Origin of the sequence: Chelativorans sp., assembly GCF_031180965.1 — a bacterium.
Lineage (GTDB): Bacteria > Pseudomonadota > Alphaproteobacteria > Rhizobiales > Rhizobiaceae > Chelativorans.
In genome coordinates this window covers 37,220-54,369 of the sequence record NZ_JAPSLH010000014.1, presented here as the reverse complement: position 1 = coordinate 54,369, position 17,150 = coordinate 37,220, and the positions used below count along the sequence as shown (strand labels likewise).

General features: G+C 61.8%; 15 protein-coding genes. 7 read left to right on the top strand and 8 right to left on the bottom strand.

Going from position 1 to position 17,150, the window contains the following annotated elements; all coding sequences use genetic code 11:
- Positions 1 to 287: 287 nt before the first annotated feature.
- The 7 genes from RIN79_RS12450 to RIN79_RS12420 form a co-directional block, all read right to left on the bottom strand.
- Positions 288 to 875 carry a DUF6969 family protein gene (locus RIN79_RS12450; protein WP_309084982.1) on the bottom strand — a complete coding sequence of 196 codons (588 nt, stop codon included), beginning with the start codon at positions 873 to 875 and terminating at the stop codon, positions 288 to 290.
- Positions 876 to 1,283: 408 nt separating this feature from the next.
- The gene (locus RIN79_RS12445) at positions 1,284 to 2,498 is read right to left on the bottom strand and encodes a YeeE/YedE family protein (protein WP_309084981.1); all 1,215 of its coding nucleotides are present in this window, start codon (positions 2,496 to 2,498) and stop codon (positions 1,284 to 1,286) included.
- A 113-nt stretch (positions 2,499 to 2,611) separates the two neighbouring features.
- Positions 2,612 to 3,523, bottom strand: coding sequence for a sulfurtransferase (locus RIN79_RS12440; RefSeq protein WP_309084980.1), 912 nt, complete (start codon positions 3,521 to 3,523; stop codon positions 2,612 to 2,614).
- 188 nt (positions 3,524 to 3,711) lie between these two features.
- The gene (locus RIN79_RS12435; protein ID WP_309084979.1) at positions 3,712 to 4,134 is read right to left on the bottom strand and encodes a DoxX family protein; all 423 of its coding nucleotides are present in this window, start codon (positions 4,132 to 4,134) and stop codon (positions 3,712 to 3,714) included.
- A gap of 282 nt (positions 4,135 to 4,416) precedes the next feature.
- On the bottom strand, positions 4,417 to 4,860 hold the full coding sequence (locus RIN79_RS12430) for an SRPBCC family protein (protein ID WP_309084978.1): 444 nt from the start codon (positions 4,858 to 4,860) through the stop codon (positions 4,417 to 4,419).
- A gap of 85 nt (positions 4,861 to 4,945) precedes the next feature.
- Positions 4,946 to 5,359: a DoxX family protein gene (locus RIN79_RS12425; protein ID WP_309084977.1), complete on the bottom strand. Its 414-nt coding sequence runs from the start codon at positions 5,357 to 5,359 to the stop codon at positions 4,946 to 4,948.
- A 184-nt stretch (positions 5,360 to 5,543) separates the two neighbouring features.
- Positions 5,544 to 6,074, bottom strand: coding sequence for a TetR/AcrR family transcriptional regulator (locus RIN79_RS12420; protein WP_309084976.1), 531 nt, complete (start codon positions 6,072 to 6,074; stop codon positions 5,544 to 5,546).
- A 140-nt stretch (positions 6,075 to 6,214) separates the two neighbouring features.
- Here RIN79_RS12420 and RIN79_RS12415 point away from each other — a divergent pair, with 140 nt between their 5' ends.
- The 7 genes from RIN79_RS12415 to RIN79_RS12385 all read left to right on the top strand — a co-directional run bounded on the left by RIN79_RS12415 (position 6,215) and on the right by RIN79_RS12385 (position 13,778).
- Positions 6,215 to 7,501, top strand: coding sequence for an efflux RND transporter periplasmic adaptor subunit (locus tag RIN79_RS12415; RefSeq protein ID WP_309084975.1), 1,287 nt, complete (start codon positions 6,215 to 6,217; stop codon positions 7,499 to 7,501).
- A complete protein-coding gene (locus tag RIN79_RS12410; RefSeq protein WP_309084974.1) occupies positions 7,498 to 10,569 on the top strand; it encodes an efflux RND transporter permease subunit in 3,072 nt (1,023 codons plus the stop codon). Before RIN79_RS12415 ends, RIN79_RS12410 begins: the two co-directional genes overlap by 4 nt.
- A 2-nt stretch (positions 10,570 to 10,571) precedes the next feature.
- Positions 10,572 to 10,874 carry a helix-turn-helix domain-containing protein gene (locus RIN79_RS12405; protein ID WP_309085024.1) on the top strand — a complete coding sequence of 101 codons (303 nt, stop codon included), beginning with the start codon at positions 10,572 to 10,574 and terminating at the stop codon, positions 10,872 to 10,874.
- A 212-nt stretch (positions 10,875 to 11,086) separates the two neighbouring features.
- Complete coding sequence (locus tag RIN79_RS12400) at positions 11,087 to 11,629, top strand: BA14K family protein (RefSeq protein ID WP_309084973.1); 543 nt, start codon at positions 11,087 to 11,089, stop codon at positions 11,627 to 11,629.
- 281 nt (positions 11,630 to 11,910) lie between these two features.
- Positions 11,911 to 12,306, top strand: a complete 396-nt coding sequence (locus tag RIN79_RS12395; protein WP_309084972.1) for a DUF2306 domain-containing protein — start codon at positions 11,911 to 11,913, stop codon at positions 12,304 to 12,306.
- 402 nt (positions 12,307 to 12,708) lie between these two features.
- Positions 12,709 to 13,083: a DUF930 domain-containing protein gene (locus RIN79_RS12390; protein WP_309084971.1), complete on the top strand. Its 375-nt coding sequence runs from the start codon at positions 12,709 to 12,711 to the stop codon at positions 13,081 to 13,083.
- Positions 13,084 to 13,382: 299 nt separating this feature from the next.
- The gene (locus RIN79_RS12385) at positions 13,383 to 13,778 is read left to right on the top strand and encodes a hypothetical protein (RefSeq protein WP_309084970.1); all 396 of its coding nucleotides are present in this window, start codon (positions 13,383 to 13,385) and stop codon (positions 13,776 to 13,778) included.
- A 27-nt stretch (positions 13,779 to 13,805) separates the two neighbouring features.
- Here the strand turns inward: RIN79_RS12385 and RIN79_RS12380 are convergent, their stop codons facing one another.
- Positions 13,806 to 17,006: an autotransporter domain-containing protein gene (locus tag RIN79_RS12380; RefSeq protein ID WP_309084969.1), complete on the bottom strand. Its 3,201-nt coding sequence runs from the start codon at positions 17,004 to 17,006 to the stop codon at positions 13,806 to 13,808.
- Between the last annotated feature and the right edge of the window lie 144 nt (positions 17,007 to 17,150).

Below are 17,150 nucleotides of genomic sequence, written 5' to 3'. Positions count from 1 at the left end.
TCTTTTAAAGATTTGTGAGGCTGTGAGGCGGCCAACCGACAGCCGGATCTCGCGGCGGGAGACGCCGCTAAACTGCGGGGCTGCTGGTGGTAGGCATGATCTCGCTCGTCACGCGGGCAAGGACTACAGCCATGATCGGTTGGGCACCCGTCGCTATGACTAGAACTCAACCAGTACGTCTCGTGCCGCCATCAGGCGCCCGGTTGCCGTACCCAAATAGGATACCACTACGCATTCATCTACGATACCAACTTCGTGTTCGCCTGCCACGGCCCCGTCGGTCGCACCTATAAATCCGGGAACCTGAACTCGGAAACGACCTCGAGTGCCCGGTCCTGACGCGTATCAACACCGTCCGGCGGACGGTGCGCTGCAAGCACCGTGTCACGCTTGCGGACCAATCCGGCGATCTCTCCCTCATAAGCCGTAAAGATTGCTGTCAACCAGCGATTAACGAGATAGGACGGACGCGGCATCTGGACGTCGAAACGCGCTAGCAGCGGGATTGTACCTTCGGCGTCCAGCCAGTCGTCACCGACGACCCACTGGTTCACGGTGAATATCCGCCGAACGCGCCCATAAGCGTCTACTCCCACCGCCGCTAGGTGATGGATCGGGCCCTCGATCCCCTGTGGGCGCAGAAAGCAGTGGAAGTGGCCATGTTCCACCGCGCCCTCATCGGAAGGATGGCAGTGGTAGAACCACTGCGCACCGCTGACCGGGTCGAAGACGTCGCCTGGCGGATAGTGTTGCCAAGCGGTGATCTCGTCCGTGCCGCGGAACGTCTCGCTGAGCATGTTGAGCCCGCCCTTGGCGAGCAGGCTCTCGCAGAATGCGATCTCGCGCAGCGCGATTTCCTTATGACTTTCAGCCATTCACCTGGCCTTTTGCCGGCAGTGGCGCCGGCGGCGGAGGCGGCGGGAGCTTTTTCGTCTCGGAGGGAAGCGGAGCCGGCGGCGGAGGCGGAGCAAGCTTTGCCCGCCTGGCCGGCGGCGCTGCAGGGGGAGCCGGCGGCGCGAGCTTCGGTGCCGCTGCCGAACATGGCGCGCCGGCAGCGCAGGGTGCCGTGGGAGCCGCGACTGGAGCGGCCTCGCTCGTTGCCGGAGCCGCCGCAGGGGCTCCAGCAGAGCACGGGGCCGCTGCCGAACAGGGTGCGGCGGAGACCGACGCGGTAGCCGCCGCCGTGCCTGCGCGCGGCACCGGATTGGAGTAGTGATCGACGGCGACAGCGGCGGTTGCGGCGGCAAGCGCGGCGCCGAAGAGGAGTGTGTTGCGCGCGGTGCTCATTTCTTCGCGAACCCGTCGAGACCGAAAAGCCGGCGTGCCCAGATGCCGATGAAGGAACCGGCGAAGGCGGCGGCGAACCACAGCCAGCCGTGCAGGCTGCCCGAGGCGATGCCGGAGAACAGCGCGCCGATGTTGCAGCCGAAGGAGAGCCGGGCGCCGTAGCCCATCAGCAGGCCCCCTATGACGGCCGCCAGGAAGGAGCCGAGCGGGATCTTTGCCTTCGGCGCGAACTTGCCGGCAAGGCTGGCTGCTAGCGCGGCGCCCAAGATGATGCCGAAGTTCATCACCGAGGTGACGTCTGCGAGCACGCTCGACTGCAGCGCCGTCCGCGGGCCGGGCCAGTTCCAAAACGCCCAAGTCTCGACCGGCACGCCGACCGCCTGCGCGGCCTTGGCGCCCCACAAGCCGAAGCCGAAGGTAACCGACCAGGGGTGGCCGGCAAGGAGCAGAGTGGCAATGTTGAGCAGAGCGAGCAGCAGCCCCGCCCCGACCAGCGGCCACGGGCCGTAGAGCAACCAGGTCCAGCCCGGACGCGAGGGCGCCGGCTCGCGCTCGATATCGCCATGCGCGCGACGTTCGATCAGCGCCGTCACCAGCGCGACGAGGCCAAGCGCGCAAACCGTGGCGAGGATGGCGGTGCCGACGCCGAACTGCCGGCCGAGGTCAATCGTCCCGTAAGACGGCAGCTCCAACCACCAGGGCAGATGGGCCGTACCGACCAACGCGCCAATGATGAAAAAGACCAGGGTTACCAGCATGCGCGAGGAGCCGCCGCCCACGGTGAACAGCGTGCCAGAGCCGCAGCCGCCGCCGAGCTGCATGCCCAGCCCGAACATGGCTGCACCCACAAGGACGGAGACGCCGACCGGCGCCAGCGCGCCGACCAGCGGCTGGCCGCCGAGGCTGCCGGCCGAGAGCAGCGGGATCATCGCCACCGCCGCGACGCCAATCATAAGCATCTGGGCGCGCACTCCGCGCCCGCGGCGCTCGACGACCAAGCGGCGCCAGCCGCCCGTGAAGCCGAAGGAGCCGTGATAGAGAGCAGCGCCCAGCAGCCCGCCCACAAGAAACAAGGCAGCCTGCCGCAGGTCGATCAGTTGCGCGATTGCAAAGAATCCGACCAGCAGGGCGCCGCCTGCAACAAATGCCGGGGCACGGTCGATCACCGCCAGCGGCAGGTATTTGGGACGGTCAAAGGAGATGTCACTCATTTTTCATTCCGGCCGCTGTCAGCGACCCTTCTCAAACGGCGAATGTCCGGAAGGATCCGGACATTCACCTGTTTCCCTTCGGTCTCCGGAAAACAGGACCCCGTCAGCGCAAATCAGGTACCCGACTTGTTCTCGACGGGACGCGAAGGATCGGCGGTCCACTCGGCCATTGAGCCGTCATACATGCTGGTGTTCTTGTTGCCCAGCACCTCGGAGAGGCCGAACCATGCGACCGACGCCCAGTGGCCAGTGTTGCAGAATGCGATGTTCTTTTCGTCAGCGCTGAGACCGACAGCCTCAGTCAGCGCCTTCACCGTCTCGGGCCGGGCAAAGAGCGCGTACTCTGCACTGTAGAGCTTGGAATGCTCAATGTTCACCGAACCCGGAAGAGTTCCATGGGCGGCGACGACAGGGCTCTTCGCCCTGCCCTCGTATTGGTCGGTGGGACGGCCGTCGACCAGCTTCACGCCGGATTTCAGCGCCTCGGCGACTTCGTCGGTCGTGGCGAGCAGTTCCTCGCGCGGCGCCGCGGTAAACTTGGCGGGCTCCGGCTTGGCCGGCTCGAGCGAACGCGGTCCGCCGGCGGCGTCATACTGACGCCAGCCGCCGTCGAGGATCGAGACCTCGTCGTGGCCGAGATATTTGAAAGTCCAGTAGACGCGGGTCGCGCCGCCCACCTCGCTGGAGTCAGTGCCCCACGGGACGATGACCACGTGATCGTCATCATCGATGCCGAGATCACCGATCAGTTTTGTGATCTGCTCGAGCGGCGGAAGCATACCCGGCACGCCGTTCAACTCGGTACGCCAGCCGGCCGTGGCGTAGGGCGCGACGACAGCACCCTCGATGTAGGGCTTTTCGCCGAGATCGGTCTCCGCGATCTTGTCGCGAATGTCGAGCACGACGACGTTATCCTTTCCGGCATTTGCCTTCACCCACTCGGCATCGACCAGGGGACGAATATCGGCTGCAAGTGCGGACCCGGCCAGGAGGGACAGCGAAAATGCCAGAGGCGCAACGCGCATTGAATGGACTCCTATTGTATTGTCGAGCTTCAGCGGAAAGCCTTTGTCGTTCGTTCTACTCCTCGCGGGGCGCAAAGTCGCAGTACACCCTAGCGGGAGATGACAACGGTCTGGAATATTCTTTCGGAACGCCGTACCTCACAAGGAAAGTATTCCGCTTCTGCATCTGCGCGGGTTAGGACTGCCTGTTAGGGTGCAGCCGGCTGGCTGCCCGTTTCGCCGCTCTCGCGGGCGACCGGAAACAGCGCCCGAAGGCGCTGATCGCGAAGCCACAGGCCGCCCCACATGAACAGCCCGAGATAGACACTGAACAAAATATGGCTGAAGAGCGGGTTCTCCACTCGGATCTGCGTCGCCATCGCGCCTCCGAGCAGTCCCATCATTAGGATTGCCCCTAGCAAGCTGGTGCGGGTAATGAGGTAGAGCACGAGGCACGTCAGCTCGATGACTCCAATCAGAAAAGCATAGCCTTCGGGCCAGCCGAGCTGCGCCATGGTCTCTTCGGCTATGGGCATTCCGAGCAGCTTCGGCGCGATCGATGCGCCCAGCATGAATAGGGCAAAGAGACCCGTCAGGACACGGCCGGTCCAGAGCATTGCGGATGTGTTCATATCATTCCCCCCTTTGAGAGTGCGCGCCCTTCGCGCTTGCTTCTATGACGAACAACAGCCAGCGAATTCGACAGTGATTGGGAAGATCGCGACGATTTTTCCGGTTTGCCGCCGGTCGCGAGGTAGTCTTGGAGATGATGATGGATCGGATGGATGACGGGTGGTCGCTCCGATCGGCCATCGGCGCGGCTCTCCAGTTCCACGGCGGAAGGTTCTGGCGTAACGGACTGCCTTGGGGCGATGCCGCGCTGGTGGAGCAAGTTGATCGAGGCCATTCCCGACCTACTGGTTGATCTCCGGCTCGACGAGTTTCGCAAGCTTGCGAAGGGATTCCTGCCAGCCGAGGTAGCAGGCCTCGGGCGGAATCAGGTCTGGAATTCCCTGCTGCTCAATGCTTACCTCGGTGCCAACCGAAACGGCTTTCAGCACCACGGTCGTCGTCATCTCCCCGGGCAGGTTGGGATCGTCGAAACTGTCCGTGTAGACGAGCCGCTCGCCGGGAACGAGCTCCGTGTAGGTGCCCCCAAAGGAATGGCTGCCACCGGTCGTGAAATTGCGGAACGACATCCGGTGAGCGCCGCCGACCGCGGCGTCGAGCTCGTGAACAGTGCAGGTGAACCCGTTAGGCGGAAGCCAGCTCGCAACGGCATCAGGTTCGACGAAGGCCCTAAAGACCTTCTCGGGCCGCGTGGCGAGAACGCGGTGCAGCTTGATAGTGCTTGGCATGTTCATGTCCTTTCTTCGTGAATGGTTGCCACCGCCGGCGCAAGCGCTGCGACGTCGATCCTAGTCATCGTCATCGTCGCCTCCGTCAGCCGCTGCGGCGAGCGCGAGACAGGCGCCAGTCGAGCGCCAGCTTCTCGCCAGGTCCATGAACCGCGGCAAACAGAAGTCCCGCAATGAGGGTGAAGTGGTCGATGAAGAAGCCGAACTCCATCGGGTTTTCCTCCCATCGCGACGGCCCATGAAACGCAAACGCCAAGAAGAACACGTAGACGATGGCGAGGATCGCTGCCTCGGCGAAGAACGCTCCCGTGAAGAATGCCAGCGCGAGGCCAAGCTCAAACACGGCGGCGGCCCAAGCGAAGAAGAGCGGGAACGGAAGCCCGATGGAGGCGATATAGCCCGCTGTTGCGTCCATACCGGTGAATTTCATGGAGGTCGCCAGGAGGAATGCGCCGCCAAAGATCAGGCGGGCCACAAGGATTGCGATTGCCTTTGTCATATGCACCGGCCCGTTTTGTGCCTGGGAGTTGATGGCGCTTGCAGAGCCCGTCGCGCTTCCGACGGACGATTGAACCTAGCAGTCGGTTCTTACGGCAGAAATGACAAAGATACGGCAACTTCTGCCAATCCACCGGTAGCCTTCTATGCGAGCGTCCAGCTGCTCCACCTTTGGGAAGCGCTACTTACCCCAGCATTGCCTCGAGCCTCTTTAGGAGGTTATTGCGTTCATCAGCGGTGAGAACTTCTGTGCCGAGCAATTTTTGGCAGCGCATCCCCTCCAAGACCATGAAGAGCATGAGGACGGCGGTGTAGTCCGTCGATCCTGATTTCATCCTGTCGAGCAGCTTGCGATTGAACTGTCGTACCGGCGAAAGCAGCTCTGGATCCTCCGAAAGCGCGGCGAGCAAGCCAGAGGACGGCGGTCTCGCATTCTGGAGATCCTCCAAGGCCACCTCGAAATAGTCCCTGGCCAGCGGACCACCGCCGGCAGCGTTGCCGACCGCGTTCAATGTCGCTTCGAAATGCTCAATGAACTGCTGCACCAGCGCTTTGAGCAGTGCGGTCTTTGTCGGGAAATTATAGAGAAGGCCCCCTTTGGAGATACCTGCCCGCGCCGCAACGGCATCGAGAGAAAGGTGCGCCGAACCTTCCGTTCGTGCGAGCTCGGAAGCGGCATCTAGTATTCTCTGCTTTGAGTTCGCACTGCGGGGCATCAGACCTGGTCGCCGGGATTGACATAACCGTCCGGACGGTACAGTAACTGCCTCGTTCCCGCAACATGCCGGTCGGGACCTGCGGATTCGGCGGCTGGGGACGCGCATAGGCCTGTGTCCGCAACGGAAAACCATTCTCCATGATCGTCCGCTTCATCATTGCCTTCGTTCTCGTTGCTTTAATCGCCGGGGGGTTGGTTGGTTACAACATGTTTCGCGATCGCATGATCGAACAGTATTTCGCGAACATGCCGACGCCGACTCTCACCGTCTCCACGACCATCGTTGAACCGATCGAATGGAAGCCCAGCATTGCGGCGATCGGTACGGTGAGCGCGGCCAACGGCGTCGATCTCGCCGTCGAAACGTCCGGCCTCGTGGAGGAGATCACCTTCGCCCCGAACGGGCGGGTGAAGCAGGGAGATGTGCTCGTGCGGCTCGATGACGAGATGCAGAAGGCCGACCTTGCGGCGGCCCAAACGCAGGCGGCGCTGGATCAGCAAACCTTGGAGCGCGCGCGCGAGCTGCAGCGGCGCGGCGTCGGCACCACATCTGATCTGGAATCGGCCGAAGCGGCGGCATCGGCTTCGGCCGCGCAGGTCATGAAGGCCGGCGCAGCATTAAGCCAGAAACAGCTGCGGGCGCCGTTCAACGGAACGATCGGCATTCCACAGGTCGAGCTTGGCCAGTATCTCACGCCGGGCACCATTGTAGCCACGTTGCAGGATCTGGAACGGATGCGGGTCAATTTCACCGTTCCTGAGCAAGAGCTCCAGGCGTTAAAGATCGGGCAGCCCGTGCGGGCCGGACTGACGGACAGCGATATGCCCTTCACGGGCGCGATCATCGGCATCGACCCCAAGGTCAACCCGTCGACACGGCTGGTCTCGGTCCGGGCGGAGATCGCAAATCCGGAAGGCAGGTTGAACCCAGGACAGTTCGTTCGGGTGATGATCGAGCTTCCCGCCGAGCAGGATGTCCTGGCGGTGCCGCAGACCGCCGTCGTGACCAGCCTTTACGGCGACTATGTCTATCGCCTCCGCCCCCAGGGGGAAGGAGCCAACCCAGCGCCGGCTGAAGCGGCGGCGCCTTCCGCAGGGCCACAGGAGGAACCGGATGCGTCCCAGTCCGGAGCGGAGCCTGCCACGCCAAAGCTGGCCCAGCGAAGCGAGCCTGCCGCGGAGAAACAGCCGGGCTCAGCCGCCGCTAAAGCCGCGGCGCAGCCGGGCGCGGCCCCTAAGGTTTATGTGATCGAACAGGTCTTTGTTGAGGTTGGGAGGCGCAGCGAGGGCTCCGTCGAGATCAAGAGGGGCCTCTCCGCGGGCGACCTCGTCGTGAATGCAGGGCAGAACCGCCTGACGAATGGCGCGCAGGTCACGATCGACAACACAGTTCAGCCGCTACAGGTGGGGAGCACCGTACCATGAGCATCTCGGCGCTTTTCATCCGGCGGCCCGTCCTATCGACCGTTCTCGGCCTCCTGATCCTGCTGCTGGGCTTCCAGGGCCTGTTCAATCTGCCTGTCCGGCAATATCCGGAGGTGGAGGAGACGGTCATCACCATCACCACCACCTACCCCGGCGCAAGCGCTGACCTGATCCAGGGCTTCATCACGTCTCCGATCGCCGCTGCCGTCTCGACGACCGAGAATATTGAATATGTGTCTTCCCAGAGCCGCCCTTCGGCCAGCGTGGTGACGGTGCAGATGCAGCTCGGCTCCAACCCTGACACCGCCTTAACCGAGGTCATGTCCAAGGTCCAGCAGGTGCGTGGGCAGCTTCCTTCCGAGGCCGAGGACCCGACGATCGTCAAGGGCACTGGCATGCAATTCGCGATCATGTACATCGCCTTGCAGAACCCCAACATGACGGCCGAGCAGCTCACCGAATATATCGAGCGCGTGATCCGGCCGCGCATGTCGACGATCGAAGGCGTGGCGGAAGTCCAGGTTCTGGGCGCCGCAAATTATGCCATGCGGGTGTGGGTTGATCCTGTGCGGCTCGCCGCGCGCGGCGTCACGGCGGCCGAACTGGTGAGCGCGATCAACTCCTCGAACTTCCTCTCGGCGCCCGGCAAGACGAAGAACGAATATGTCGCCTACGCGATCACCACGCAGACGACGCTGCAGACGCCGGAAGCGTTCGGCGCCCTGCCCCTCAAATCCGAAGGTGACGAGGTGGTGCGGCTGCGCGATGTGGCGGATGTCGAGCTTGCGGCGGAGAGCACCGACACGATCGTGACTTTTGACGGCAATCCGGGCACCTTCATCGGCATTTTCCCGACGCCGGCGGCAAACCCGCTGGACACCTCTGCGGCCGTGCTTGCCGAAATGCCCGCCATCCAGGCAACGCTGCCGGAAGGGATGACGATGGAGATGGTCTATGACGCGACCGATTCCATCAGCGCTTCAATCGAGGAGGTCTTTAAGACCATCGCCGAGGCGGTGGTGATCGTCGTCCTGGTCATCCTGTTGTTCCTGGGCTCGTTCCGCTCGGTCCTGATGCCGATCGTGACCATCCCCCTCTCGCTAATCGGAGTGTGCTTCCTGCTTTATCTGGTGGGCTTCTCCATCAACCTCCTGTCGCTGCTGGCCATGGTGCTTGCCATCGGCTTGGTGGTCGACGACGCGATCGTGGTGGTGGAGAACATCCACCGCCACATGGAGGAAGGGATGACCCCGCGCCAGGCGGCGTTCACCGGAATGGCGGAAATCTCGACAGCGGTCATCGCAATGACGATCACGCTTGCAGCCGTGTTCGCGCCGCTTGCCTTCACCGGCGGGCTTACCGGCTCGCTTTTCCGCGAATTCGCCTTCACCCTGGCCGGCGCGGTGATCATCTCTGGCGTCGTGGCGCTCACGATCACGCCGATGATGAGTGCGCGCATCCTGAAAGCCGGCGTCCACAGCAGGTTCCAGACCGCTGTCGACCGCACCTTCACGCGTATCGAAAACCGGTACGAGAGGCTGGTTTCCGGCTCCCTCAACTACCGCCCAGTCACGCTGCTCGTCGTCCTTTCGCTGGTTGCGCTGACGGGTTTTCTCTTCATGAAAACGTCAAGCGAATTGGCCCCAGAGGAGGACCAGGGAGCGCTATTTTCGCTGGTGAACGCGCCGCGCTATGCAACCTCCGAATACACGAAGCTCTATACGGATCAGATGCGCGAACTGACGCTGGACCTCCCTGAGTTGCGCACCAACTTCTCCATCGTCGGCTTCGGCGGCCAGACCAACAGCGCGATCGCGCTTTGGGCTTTCAACGACTGGGCCGAACGCGACCGCTCCCAAAAGGAGATCCAGGCCGATATCCAGCAACGCCTGACCAAGGTGGCGGGCGTTGAGGCGCTGGTCTTTGCGCCGCCCTCGCTCCCAGGCGCCGGCGGTGGGCTGCCAATCTCGGTCGTTATCCAGTCGACCGGCGATCCGAGCCAAGTGTACGAGATCGCCGAGGAGATCAGGCAGAAGGCGCAGGCGAGCGGCCGCTTCATCGTGGTGCAGAACTCACTTGCCTTCGACGCGCCGCAGGTGACCATCACCGTCGATCGCGACCGCGCAGCGGCTCTGAACATCCCCGCACGCGACATCGGCACCACGCTCGGCGTATTGGTGGGCGGCGGCGCCGTTGCGCAATTCGACCGTGACTCCAACAGCTACGACATCATCACCCAGGTGCCGGAGCGCTATCGCGCCAACCCGGAGAGCCTCGGGCATTATTTCGTGCGCAGCACCACGGGTGACATGGTGCCGCTCTCGGCGGTGGTCTCCATCTCGACCGCTGCCTCACCTGCCTCGATCGAGCAGTTCAACCAGCTGAACGCGGCAACGATCTCGGCGCTGCCGCTGCCAGGCGTCACCACCGGCACCGGCCTGCAGACGATCGAGGACATTGCCCGGCAGACCCTGCCCGAGGGGTTCTTCGTCGACTATTCGGGGCAGTCGCGGCTTGAGAAGGAGCAGGGAAACACCATCCTCATCGCCTTCGCAATGGCGTTGATCGTGATTTATCTGGTGCTGGCGGCGCAGTTCGAGAGCTTCCGCGATCCGCTGATCATCATGATGTCGGTCCCACTGTCGATCTTCGGCGCAATAATTCCGCTCAATCTGGGGCTCGGCACGCTGAACATCTATACGCAGGTGGGCCTCATCACGCTCATCGGCCTCATCACGAAGCACGGCATCCTGCTGGTGGAGTTCGCAAACCAGCAGCGCGAACTGCACCATCTCTCGCGGCGCGAGGCGATTGTCGCCTCGGCGAAAGTCCGCCTTCGCCCCATCCTCATGACCACGGCGGCGATGTCGCTTGGCGTGGTGCCGCTCATCCTTGCAGGCGGCGCCGGTGCGGCCGCACGCTACTCCATGGGCCTCGTCATCTTTTCGGGGATTCTGATTGGAACAATGTTCACGCTCTTCGTCGTCCCGATGTTCTACACCTTCATCGCCAGCAAGACGCTGCTGCGCCACGATGAGGGGGAGGCTCCTGCGGCGTTGGGCGCTTGACGATGGCTCTCGATAGAGGTGCTCCCAATAGCAAGGCGTCCATCCATACCTCAAAACTGATCTCGCCCGTTCAATGCCGCATGGCAAGGGCGGGCTTGGGGCTGTCGGTCCGGGAGTTCGCCAAGTTGGCCGGAGTTTCCGGCCTCACCGTCACGCGTTTTGAGAACGGCAATACATCCTGCCCCGAAGATGTGGTGCGGACATTCAGGTCTGTCTTCGAAGGCTTGGGCGTTACCTTCATCAGCGATGTCAGCGGCCAGCTTGGAGTCTGCCTGTCCACCAAATTTGCAGAACGCCAGCGATGATGCCACGGGGCAACCACTACGACGGAAGTGGAAGAAGGATCGGAACACCACCAAGGCGAGCGCCATGTAGATTGCGTGTGCAGGCGGACGCCGTACCATTCGCCAACCAGACGGGAGGAACGCCAGGATCGGCTCCGAGCCTGCCCCCGTTTTCGGAACATTACGGGCACGGTGCTGGTTTGCGTGTAAACCGTCCAACTTGAGGCGCCAAAATGAAACTCAGCAAAAGTAAGCCGCTCTGCGCCGCTATTGCCCTTGCGACCGCCTTGGCCACCATGGGTTCAGCGGCCAGCGCTCCATTGGTTCCGCCCAAGGCGCCTGAAGCCACACCGCAAGTCTTGCGCGTACAGGAAGACGCGTGGCGCCGGTTGCTTCGCGACAACGACCGGAACTTTGATCGCCGCGATCTGGAGCGGCACTGGGATCGCGACCGCCGGGGCAATCGGGGCTGGGATCGGGACCGGGACCGTGATCATTTTGAACGTCGAGCCGGCAGCAGGCATTGGCGCGGTCATCGGGGCTTTCGCGATCGCCGCCCGGGATACCGCTACCACGACGGCTGGTGGTTTCCACCTGCCGCCTTTGCCCTCGGGGCCATCATTGGCGGGACCATGAGCCAGCAGGCAGTCCGACCTTCCGGCAACGCTCACGTCCAGTGGTGCTATGATCGATGGCGGTCGTATCGCGCATCGGACAACACATATCAGCCCAACAACGGTCCGCGGCGGCAGTGCGTGTCCCCCTATAGTCGATAGCGCATCCCGGATGGATCAGCTCTAGCCCGAGGTCATTCTCGCCGAATGACCTCGGCTCGCTTATGTCTGATGACAGGTTGTCACTGCTTCGGTTTGCACTGACAGTCTCGGGCCTTAACAGCCCGTCGCGGTGTTGCTCCCCTGAAGTGCCGGGGATTGTAAGTACACTGCGCCACTGCGCCCTTCCCTGCCGCCAGCAGCGCGCCCACGATCTCCTTGTTCAAGCCTTGTCAGCTCGGGCAACATAAGGAAAGATGCCCCGGCCGCGGGGGACGACGTACATGTCGCTTGAGCCTCTATACGATGCGCCACTGGTAATCCGCGTTCACGCCATCGCTGCGATGGCTGCAATATTGCTGGGCGCCATTCAGCTCTTCAGAACCAAGGGGACCGCGTCCCACCGGCTCTTCGGTTATTCGTGGGCTATTTTGATGCTCGTCGTCGCCGGCAGTAGCCTTTGGATCCACGAGTGGCGCCTTCTCGGGCCTTGGAGCCCGATCCACCTGCTCTCAATGCTCGTGCTCGTTGCCGTGCCTATAGGCGTTTGGAACGCTCATCAGCACCGCGTGGACAAGCACCGCGCCGGGATGATCAAACTGTATGGTCTGGCGTTAATCCTGACTGGACTGTTCACACTGCTTCCCGGGCGGATAATGCACTCGGTCGTCTTTGGTTAGAACACCCCGAGCAGTGCAAGCACGACAACCGTGATGGCGATGGAAACAACGACCGAGCCAAGGCACCCGAGGCGATTGGAGAAAAAGAAGAACATGCTGCTACAACGTGGCTGAGCGCTGGCGGTTGCATGCCGGCCACTGTGGAATGGAACCTCGACACCGTCCGCTAGCGCCTTCATCACTAACGATCCGGCTGCGGTGGCCGGATTGAGGACCGATTTCCTGCTCCCGAGGCAGGCGAGACAAACCAGTTCTCCGGGCCAGCGATCAACAGCCCCGAAGATTTTACATCCCGCGATCAACCAATCTTAACAGTTGGCCCTCACCATCGCACCCTAGCACCCGAAGGAGGGCCATATGCATCGACAATCTAGAGCCAGCTGCGGCTGGGCGATATTTCTGATGCTCATTCTTACTGGTCAATCCGCCGTCGCCGCCACCCTGCTCTCGAAGGCGCAACAGGACGTCATCGCTGCGCAGATTGCCGAGCTTCGGTCAAATGAGGAGCGAGAGATGGCCTCGTCCTGGAGCGACGCGAAGAAGGTCGCGGAATTCATCTGTCGGCCATTGGCGCTGCAGGAACTCCGCAAGTGGAAAAAGGAGGCTGACCGGGTTTTCCTCGGCACGGACGATCCAAGCACGCTCGAGATGACGTCGAGCCAAACGCTCACCGGCTCGGGCCAGGTGAGGGTAGGAAGTGACTGGGACGACTTCACCTTCACCTGCCGATTGGACCCCGACACAGGCAAGGCCCTCTCATTCGAGGTGAGTCACTAGTGAGCCGCTCAAGATCGCTTCGGCTTCCGCTTCATGCCGCATTCGCTTAGACGGCGGCAAATCGAGGCACGCTAAGCTACTCCCAGGTTCAGCATGGGCCCGAGTAGAGCCGAGCCTTTCTGCATGAGAAATGAAGCCGCCCGGTTAGTCCTGAGGCGGCTCATCCTTTTTTGCGTGACCGTGCTTCCCTCTTGCGCGTATCAAGTGCTGAGCTTGAGCAGCCACGCGCTTTCCGCTGACCGGGTTTTGAAGTACAATGTCCTCTCTCTTCGAGGGGAAGAGGTCATTGGGGGAATACAATGCCACACATAGCTTCGCTTTATTTCAAGACTGCAATCGTCATCCTGATCATCGGCATCGCGATGGGCCTGCAGATGGCAATCTCGGGCAACCACAACGTCATCGCCGCCCATACTCACGCAAATCTTCTGGGCTGGGTGACCATGGCGATCTTCGGCGGCTACTACGCGCTCAATCCTTCGAAGGCCGAAAGCAAGCTGGCACAGCTTCAATACTGGGTCTATACCGCAGGCGTCGTGGTGATGGTACCGTCGTTGTACCTGCTCTATCTCGGCTACACCGCGTTCGAACCGTTGACTGCGATAAGCTCCCTGGTTATTTTGCTTGGCGTCCTGATGTTCGCCGTCATCGTCTACAGCCGAGAGCCCTCGCCGAGAGCGCTTCCTGCGGAATAGCACAGCTGCTGCAAACTTCCGCCTTCCCTAGAATCTTAGTCCGAGCGTGGCACGGGCGCCGTGATAGTTGCCCTCGGATGCAAGCTGGCCATGGTACGAGATGGCAAGGGTAGCCGCTTCGGTAAGGCTGAAGTCGAGCCCGGCCTCCAGCAAAATCGCATCCTCTGCGATTGGCACACCGTAGATGGTAAACGGCTCGCCACCGGCGAAGGCATGAATGGATTCCGGGGTGATGTCGCCGAAGGCGTGGCGCCAGCCTAGCATCGCGCGAGCCGTAGCATCTATCCCGCCAAGTGCCAGGTCAGCCGAGCCGCGCAGTCCCAGCGTGGAAAAGGTCGCCTCTGTCGTTCCTCCCGGGCTCGACACCGTTGCCGCGCCTCCCCTTTCAGTGAATCCGTCGGTGTCCAGGTTCACATATGCGACGCCCGCAAACGGCTCGAGCGCGACGGAGCCCATCGACAGTTTGTAGCCCACCTCGCCAAAAAGCTGTGCCGTCGCGGCATCGTACTCTGACGTGACCGTGTCCGCAAAACCGGTAAATGCGACAGCCCGCGAGGTTTCAATGTCATGCCAGCTATGTGCAGCACCGAACCGCAAGCCGATCGCGCCGAAATCACCGCCACCGTATAGGCCAAAATGAAGATTGCTGCTGTCGCCAGACGAAGCGCGTCCATCTACGTCGAAGCTCGAGCGGCTGTAGCCCGTGACTAGGCCGAGGCGCCAGCTTTCACCTACGGGTGCATCGCCACCCACAAGGAAGCCGCCCGTCGAACGCTCAAGTTCAGCCGCATTGCCATCGCTGTCGATCTTTCCCCAAGCTCCGAAACCGTGCGCCCACAGGCCGAAACGTTCCGTCTCCGCGCCAATTCTTTCCGGGCCCCCAGCCCCGTAGCCCATCACGGGGAGCCCGTTGCCGACATCCCCATCGAATGCCGCGGCGACCCTGGCAAGCATTGCTTCCCGAACAAAGCGCGCATCTTCGATCAATGCCGTTTTGGCAGAACCGTGAATTTCACCCGAGGTCGCGTCGAAGGCTTCCCTTGCCTCCTCTGGCGAGCCAAGCAGCGCGACGGCGTTCCAAAGCTCTGCCCCCGGCCCCAAGCTTTCAATTCCCGCCGCGGCCCCCTTTTGGTTGGGCGTGAGAGCGGCCGACTCAAGAGTGTGATCCAATTGGAAGGACAAAAGCACGCTGGTTGGCTGATAGGAAAGTTCCGCCGAGAGGAAATAGAAATTCTCCAAAACTTCATCGAAGTTGCCTGTGACCCCGCCGGCCGCAGTGAGGATGGTGTATGTCGCGGAGGGGGAGAGGTTTGGCAGCGGCAACACCGCGACGGTACCACCGTTCAAAGTTGCGGCGTCCGTTATCTGGACGAGGTCCGAGGATCCGCCCGCACCTAGTTCTACCTGGTAACGGGAGCCAGCCTCGGCCGTGAAGCTGCCATTTACATGCAAAGTGCCGATCCCGTTCTCGCCGGGTGCCAGCACGCCGGACAAGACCGCATCTGCCGCCGCGGTTCCGTTGCCGCCAAGCCAGCCGCCTGCCTGAACCGCCAATCCACCAGTACCAGCAAGCGTTCCGTTCAGAAGCAGCCACCCTGCGGAACCAGGCTCAGCAGCAATCGACACTGCATTCGCTGTGACCATCCCCCCCGCGCCAACGATCAGCGAGCCGCTCCCGAATTGCCCAACGAGAAGATCGCCAGTATTCCAGGTCGAACCAGCACCGACGAGAACAGAGCCTTCCGAGCCGAGATGGCGGCCGATCATGGCTGCCTGATCCGTAACCGTTGCGCCACCGGTTATCAGGAGGCTCCCTCTGCCTTCATTCCCGACGGTCAGGGTTGAGATGTTGGTCCAGGTGGTATTCGGGCCATCAATGGTGACGTGCCCTTGCGAACGTGCCGACCGGCCAATGAATGTATGAGATGTACTAATCTCAGCGCCGTCTGTGACTGTCAGGGTGCCGAGGCCCTCGTATCCTACGCTGACGTCGCTGCCGGTGTTCCATGTAGATCCGGCGCCGCTTACTGTGAGGGAGCCTACGCCACTTTCAAGGTGTCCAAGCGCCGTCCAGGCGCTGTTCAGAAGACCGCCGCCCGTGACCTCAAGATGGCCGCTACCTTCGCGTCCAACGGTTAGTTCGTTGAAGTTGTCCCAGCGCGAGCCAATACCGGCGATGGTTACCTGGCCCGTGCTTCCAGCAGAGTAGCCAAGATACCCATTGACGTTTTGGACACGACCACCCTCGTCAATGACCATCGTTCCCGTTCCGTCGAAGCCGACTGTCAGATCAGCGGTGCTCTCCAACGAAGATGCCAGATGCCGAACCCTGAGAAATCCTGACCCGCCTTGAAGGCCGATATCTAGGCCGTCGCTAATGACTGTTCCTTCGCCCGAGATGTACAACTCGCCCCGTCCGAATACACCGAGCCTAAAGAGGCTGGTCGTGTTCCATTCGCCGCCGTGGACATATGCCTGTCCAAGAGAGCCGATTTCTGTCCCTATGATGCCCGCGGCGCTGTTCACCTCGGCGCCGGAGCCGATCCTCAGCGAGGCAGTCCCACCGTAGCCGACCGTCAGCAGATTCGAGACATTCCACGCTGAGCCGAGGCCAAAAAGGTTAACCGAGCCGGCGGAGCCAGCATATTCGGCCAACGTAGCGTCGCCATCCGTCACAACGACGCTGCTGCCCTCGATCGTCAGATTGCCTTGGCCTCTCTCGCCAACCACGAGGTACGAGCCACTCTCCCAAAGGGCGCCATCGTGAAGCCCGAAGAACCCAATCGAACCAGGGTCCGACCCAAGAACCGACTGCTCGCTAATAATGTGTCCGTCGGTGGAACCGAGCACTCCTTCACCCGATTCCCCGACAGTCAAGACGTCGACGTTTAAGGTCGAGCCGAAGTTGACGTAGAGTTCACCGCGCGAGCCCTCGTTGCCTCCAAGATTAATCGTCTGGGTTTGCAAATTGCTGGTGTTGTGGACGATCAATCGCCCCCAGCCGCTTTCCCCTACGGTTAGATCACCGGCGGAGGCGTTTTGATTGTCCAGAACAGGGAAAGCCGGATCAGTAATGTCTATGATCACGTCTTGTATGTTAACTGGGACTCCATTGGTCCAGTTGCTGTTATCGAACCAATTTTCCGAAACAGCGCCGGTCCAGACCGTCTGAGCCAGAGCAGGCGATGTCGAGGCGGCCAAAGCAACAACCGCGACGGATGTACTCATCTGAAGTGCCGCGCGTGCAGCCGAAGTCACACTGTCTCTCATCGCGAAGAATCCCCCAGCTTGGGCATCCTTCTAGCGGTGAGAACGGCTCCTCGGCTCGGCTTGAGCGCCACAAACTCTAGGACGGAAAGGTACAAACGACGC

Bases quoted from the DNA above. Each gene is read 5' to 3' on its own strand.
- RIN79_RS12445 (WP_309084981.1), bottom strand. From the start codon at position 2,498: ATGAGTGACATCTCCTTTGACCGTCCCAAATACCTGCCGCTGGCGGTG.
- RIN79_RS12450 (WP_309084982.1), bottom strand. From the start codon at position 875: ATGGCTGAAAGTCATAAGGAAATCGCGCTGCGCGAGATCGCATTCTGC.
- RIN79_RS12420 (WP_309084976.1), bottom strand. From the start codon at position 6,074: ATGCCCCGCAGTGCGAACTCAAAGCAGAGAATACTAGATGCCGCTTCC.
- RIN79_RS12405 (WP_309085024.1), top strand. From the start codon at position 10,572: ATGGCTCTCGATAGAGGTGCTCCCAATAGCAAGGCGTCCATCCATACC.
- RIN79_RS12440 (WP_309084980.1), bottom strand. From the start codon at position 3,523: ATGCGCGTTGCGCCTCTGGCATTTTCGCTGTCCCTCCTGGCCGGGTCC.
- RIN79_RS12385 (WP_309084970.1), top strand. From the start codon at position 13,383: ATGCCACACATAGCTTCGCTTTATTTCAAGACTGCAATCGTCATCCTG.
- RIN79_RS12435 (WP_309084979.1), bottom strand. From the start codon at position 4,134: ATGAACACATCCGCAATGCTCTGGACCGGCCGTGTCCTGACGGGTCTC.
- RIN79_RS12400 (WP_309084973.1), top strand. From the start codon at position 11,087: ATGAAACTCAGCAAAAGTAAGCCGCTCTGCGCCGCTATTGCCCTTGCG.
- RIN79_RS12430 (WP_309084978.1), bottom strand. From the start codon at position 4,860: ATGCCAAGCACTATCAAGCTGCACCGCGTTCTCGCCACGCGGCCCGAG.
- RIN79_RS12395 (WP_309084972.1), top strand. From the start codon at position 11,911: ATGTCGCTTGAGCCTCTATACGATGCGCCACTGGTAATCCGCGTTCAC.
- RIN79_RS12425 (WP_309084977.1), bottom strand. From the start codon at position 5,359: ATGACAAAGGCAATCGCAATCCTTGTGGCCCGCCTGATCTTTGGCGGC.
- RIN79_RS12415 (WP_309084975.1), top strand. From the start codon at position 6,215: ATGATCGTCCGCTTCATCATTGCCTTCGTTCTCGTTGCTTTAATCGCC.
- RIN79_RS12410 (WP_309084974.1), top strand. From the start codon at position 7,498: ATGAGCATCTCGGCGCTTTTCATCCGGCGGCCCGTCCTATCGACCGTT.
- RIN79_RS12380 (WP_309084969.1), bottom strand. From the start codon at position 17,006: ATGAGTACATCCGTCGCGGTTGTTGCTTTGGCCGCCTCGACATCGCCT.
- RIN79_RS12390 (WP_309084971.1), top strand. From the start codon at position 12,709: ATGCTCATTCTTACTGGTCAATCCGCCGTCGCCGCCACCCTGCTCTCG.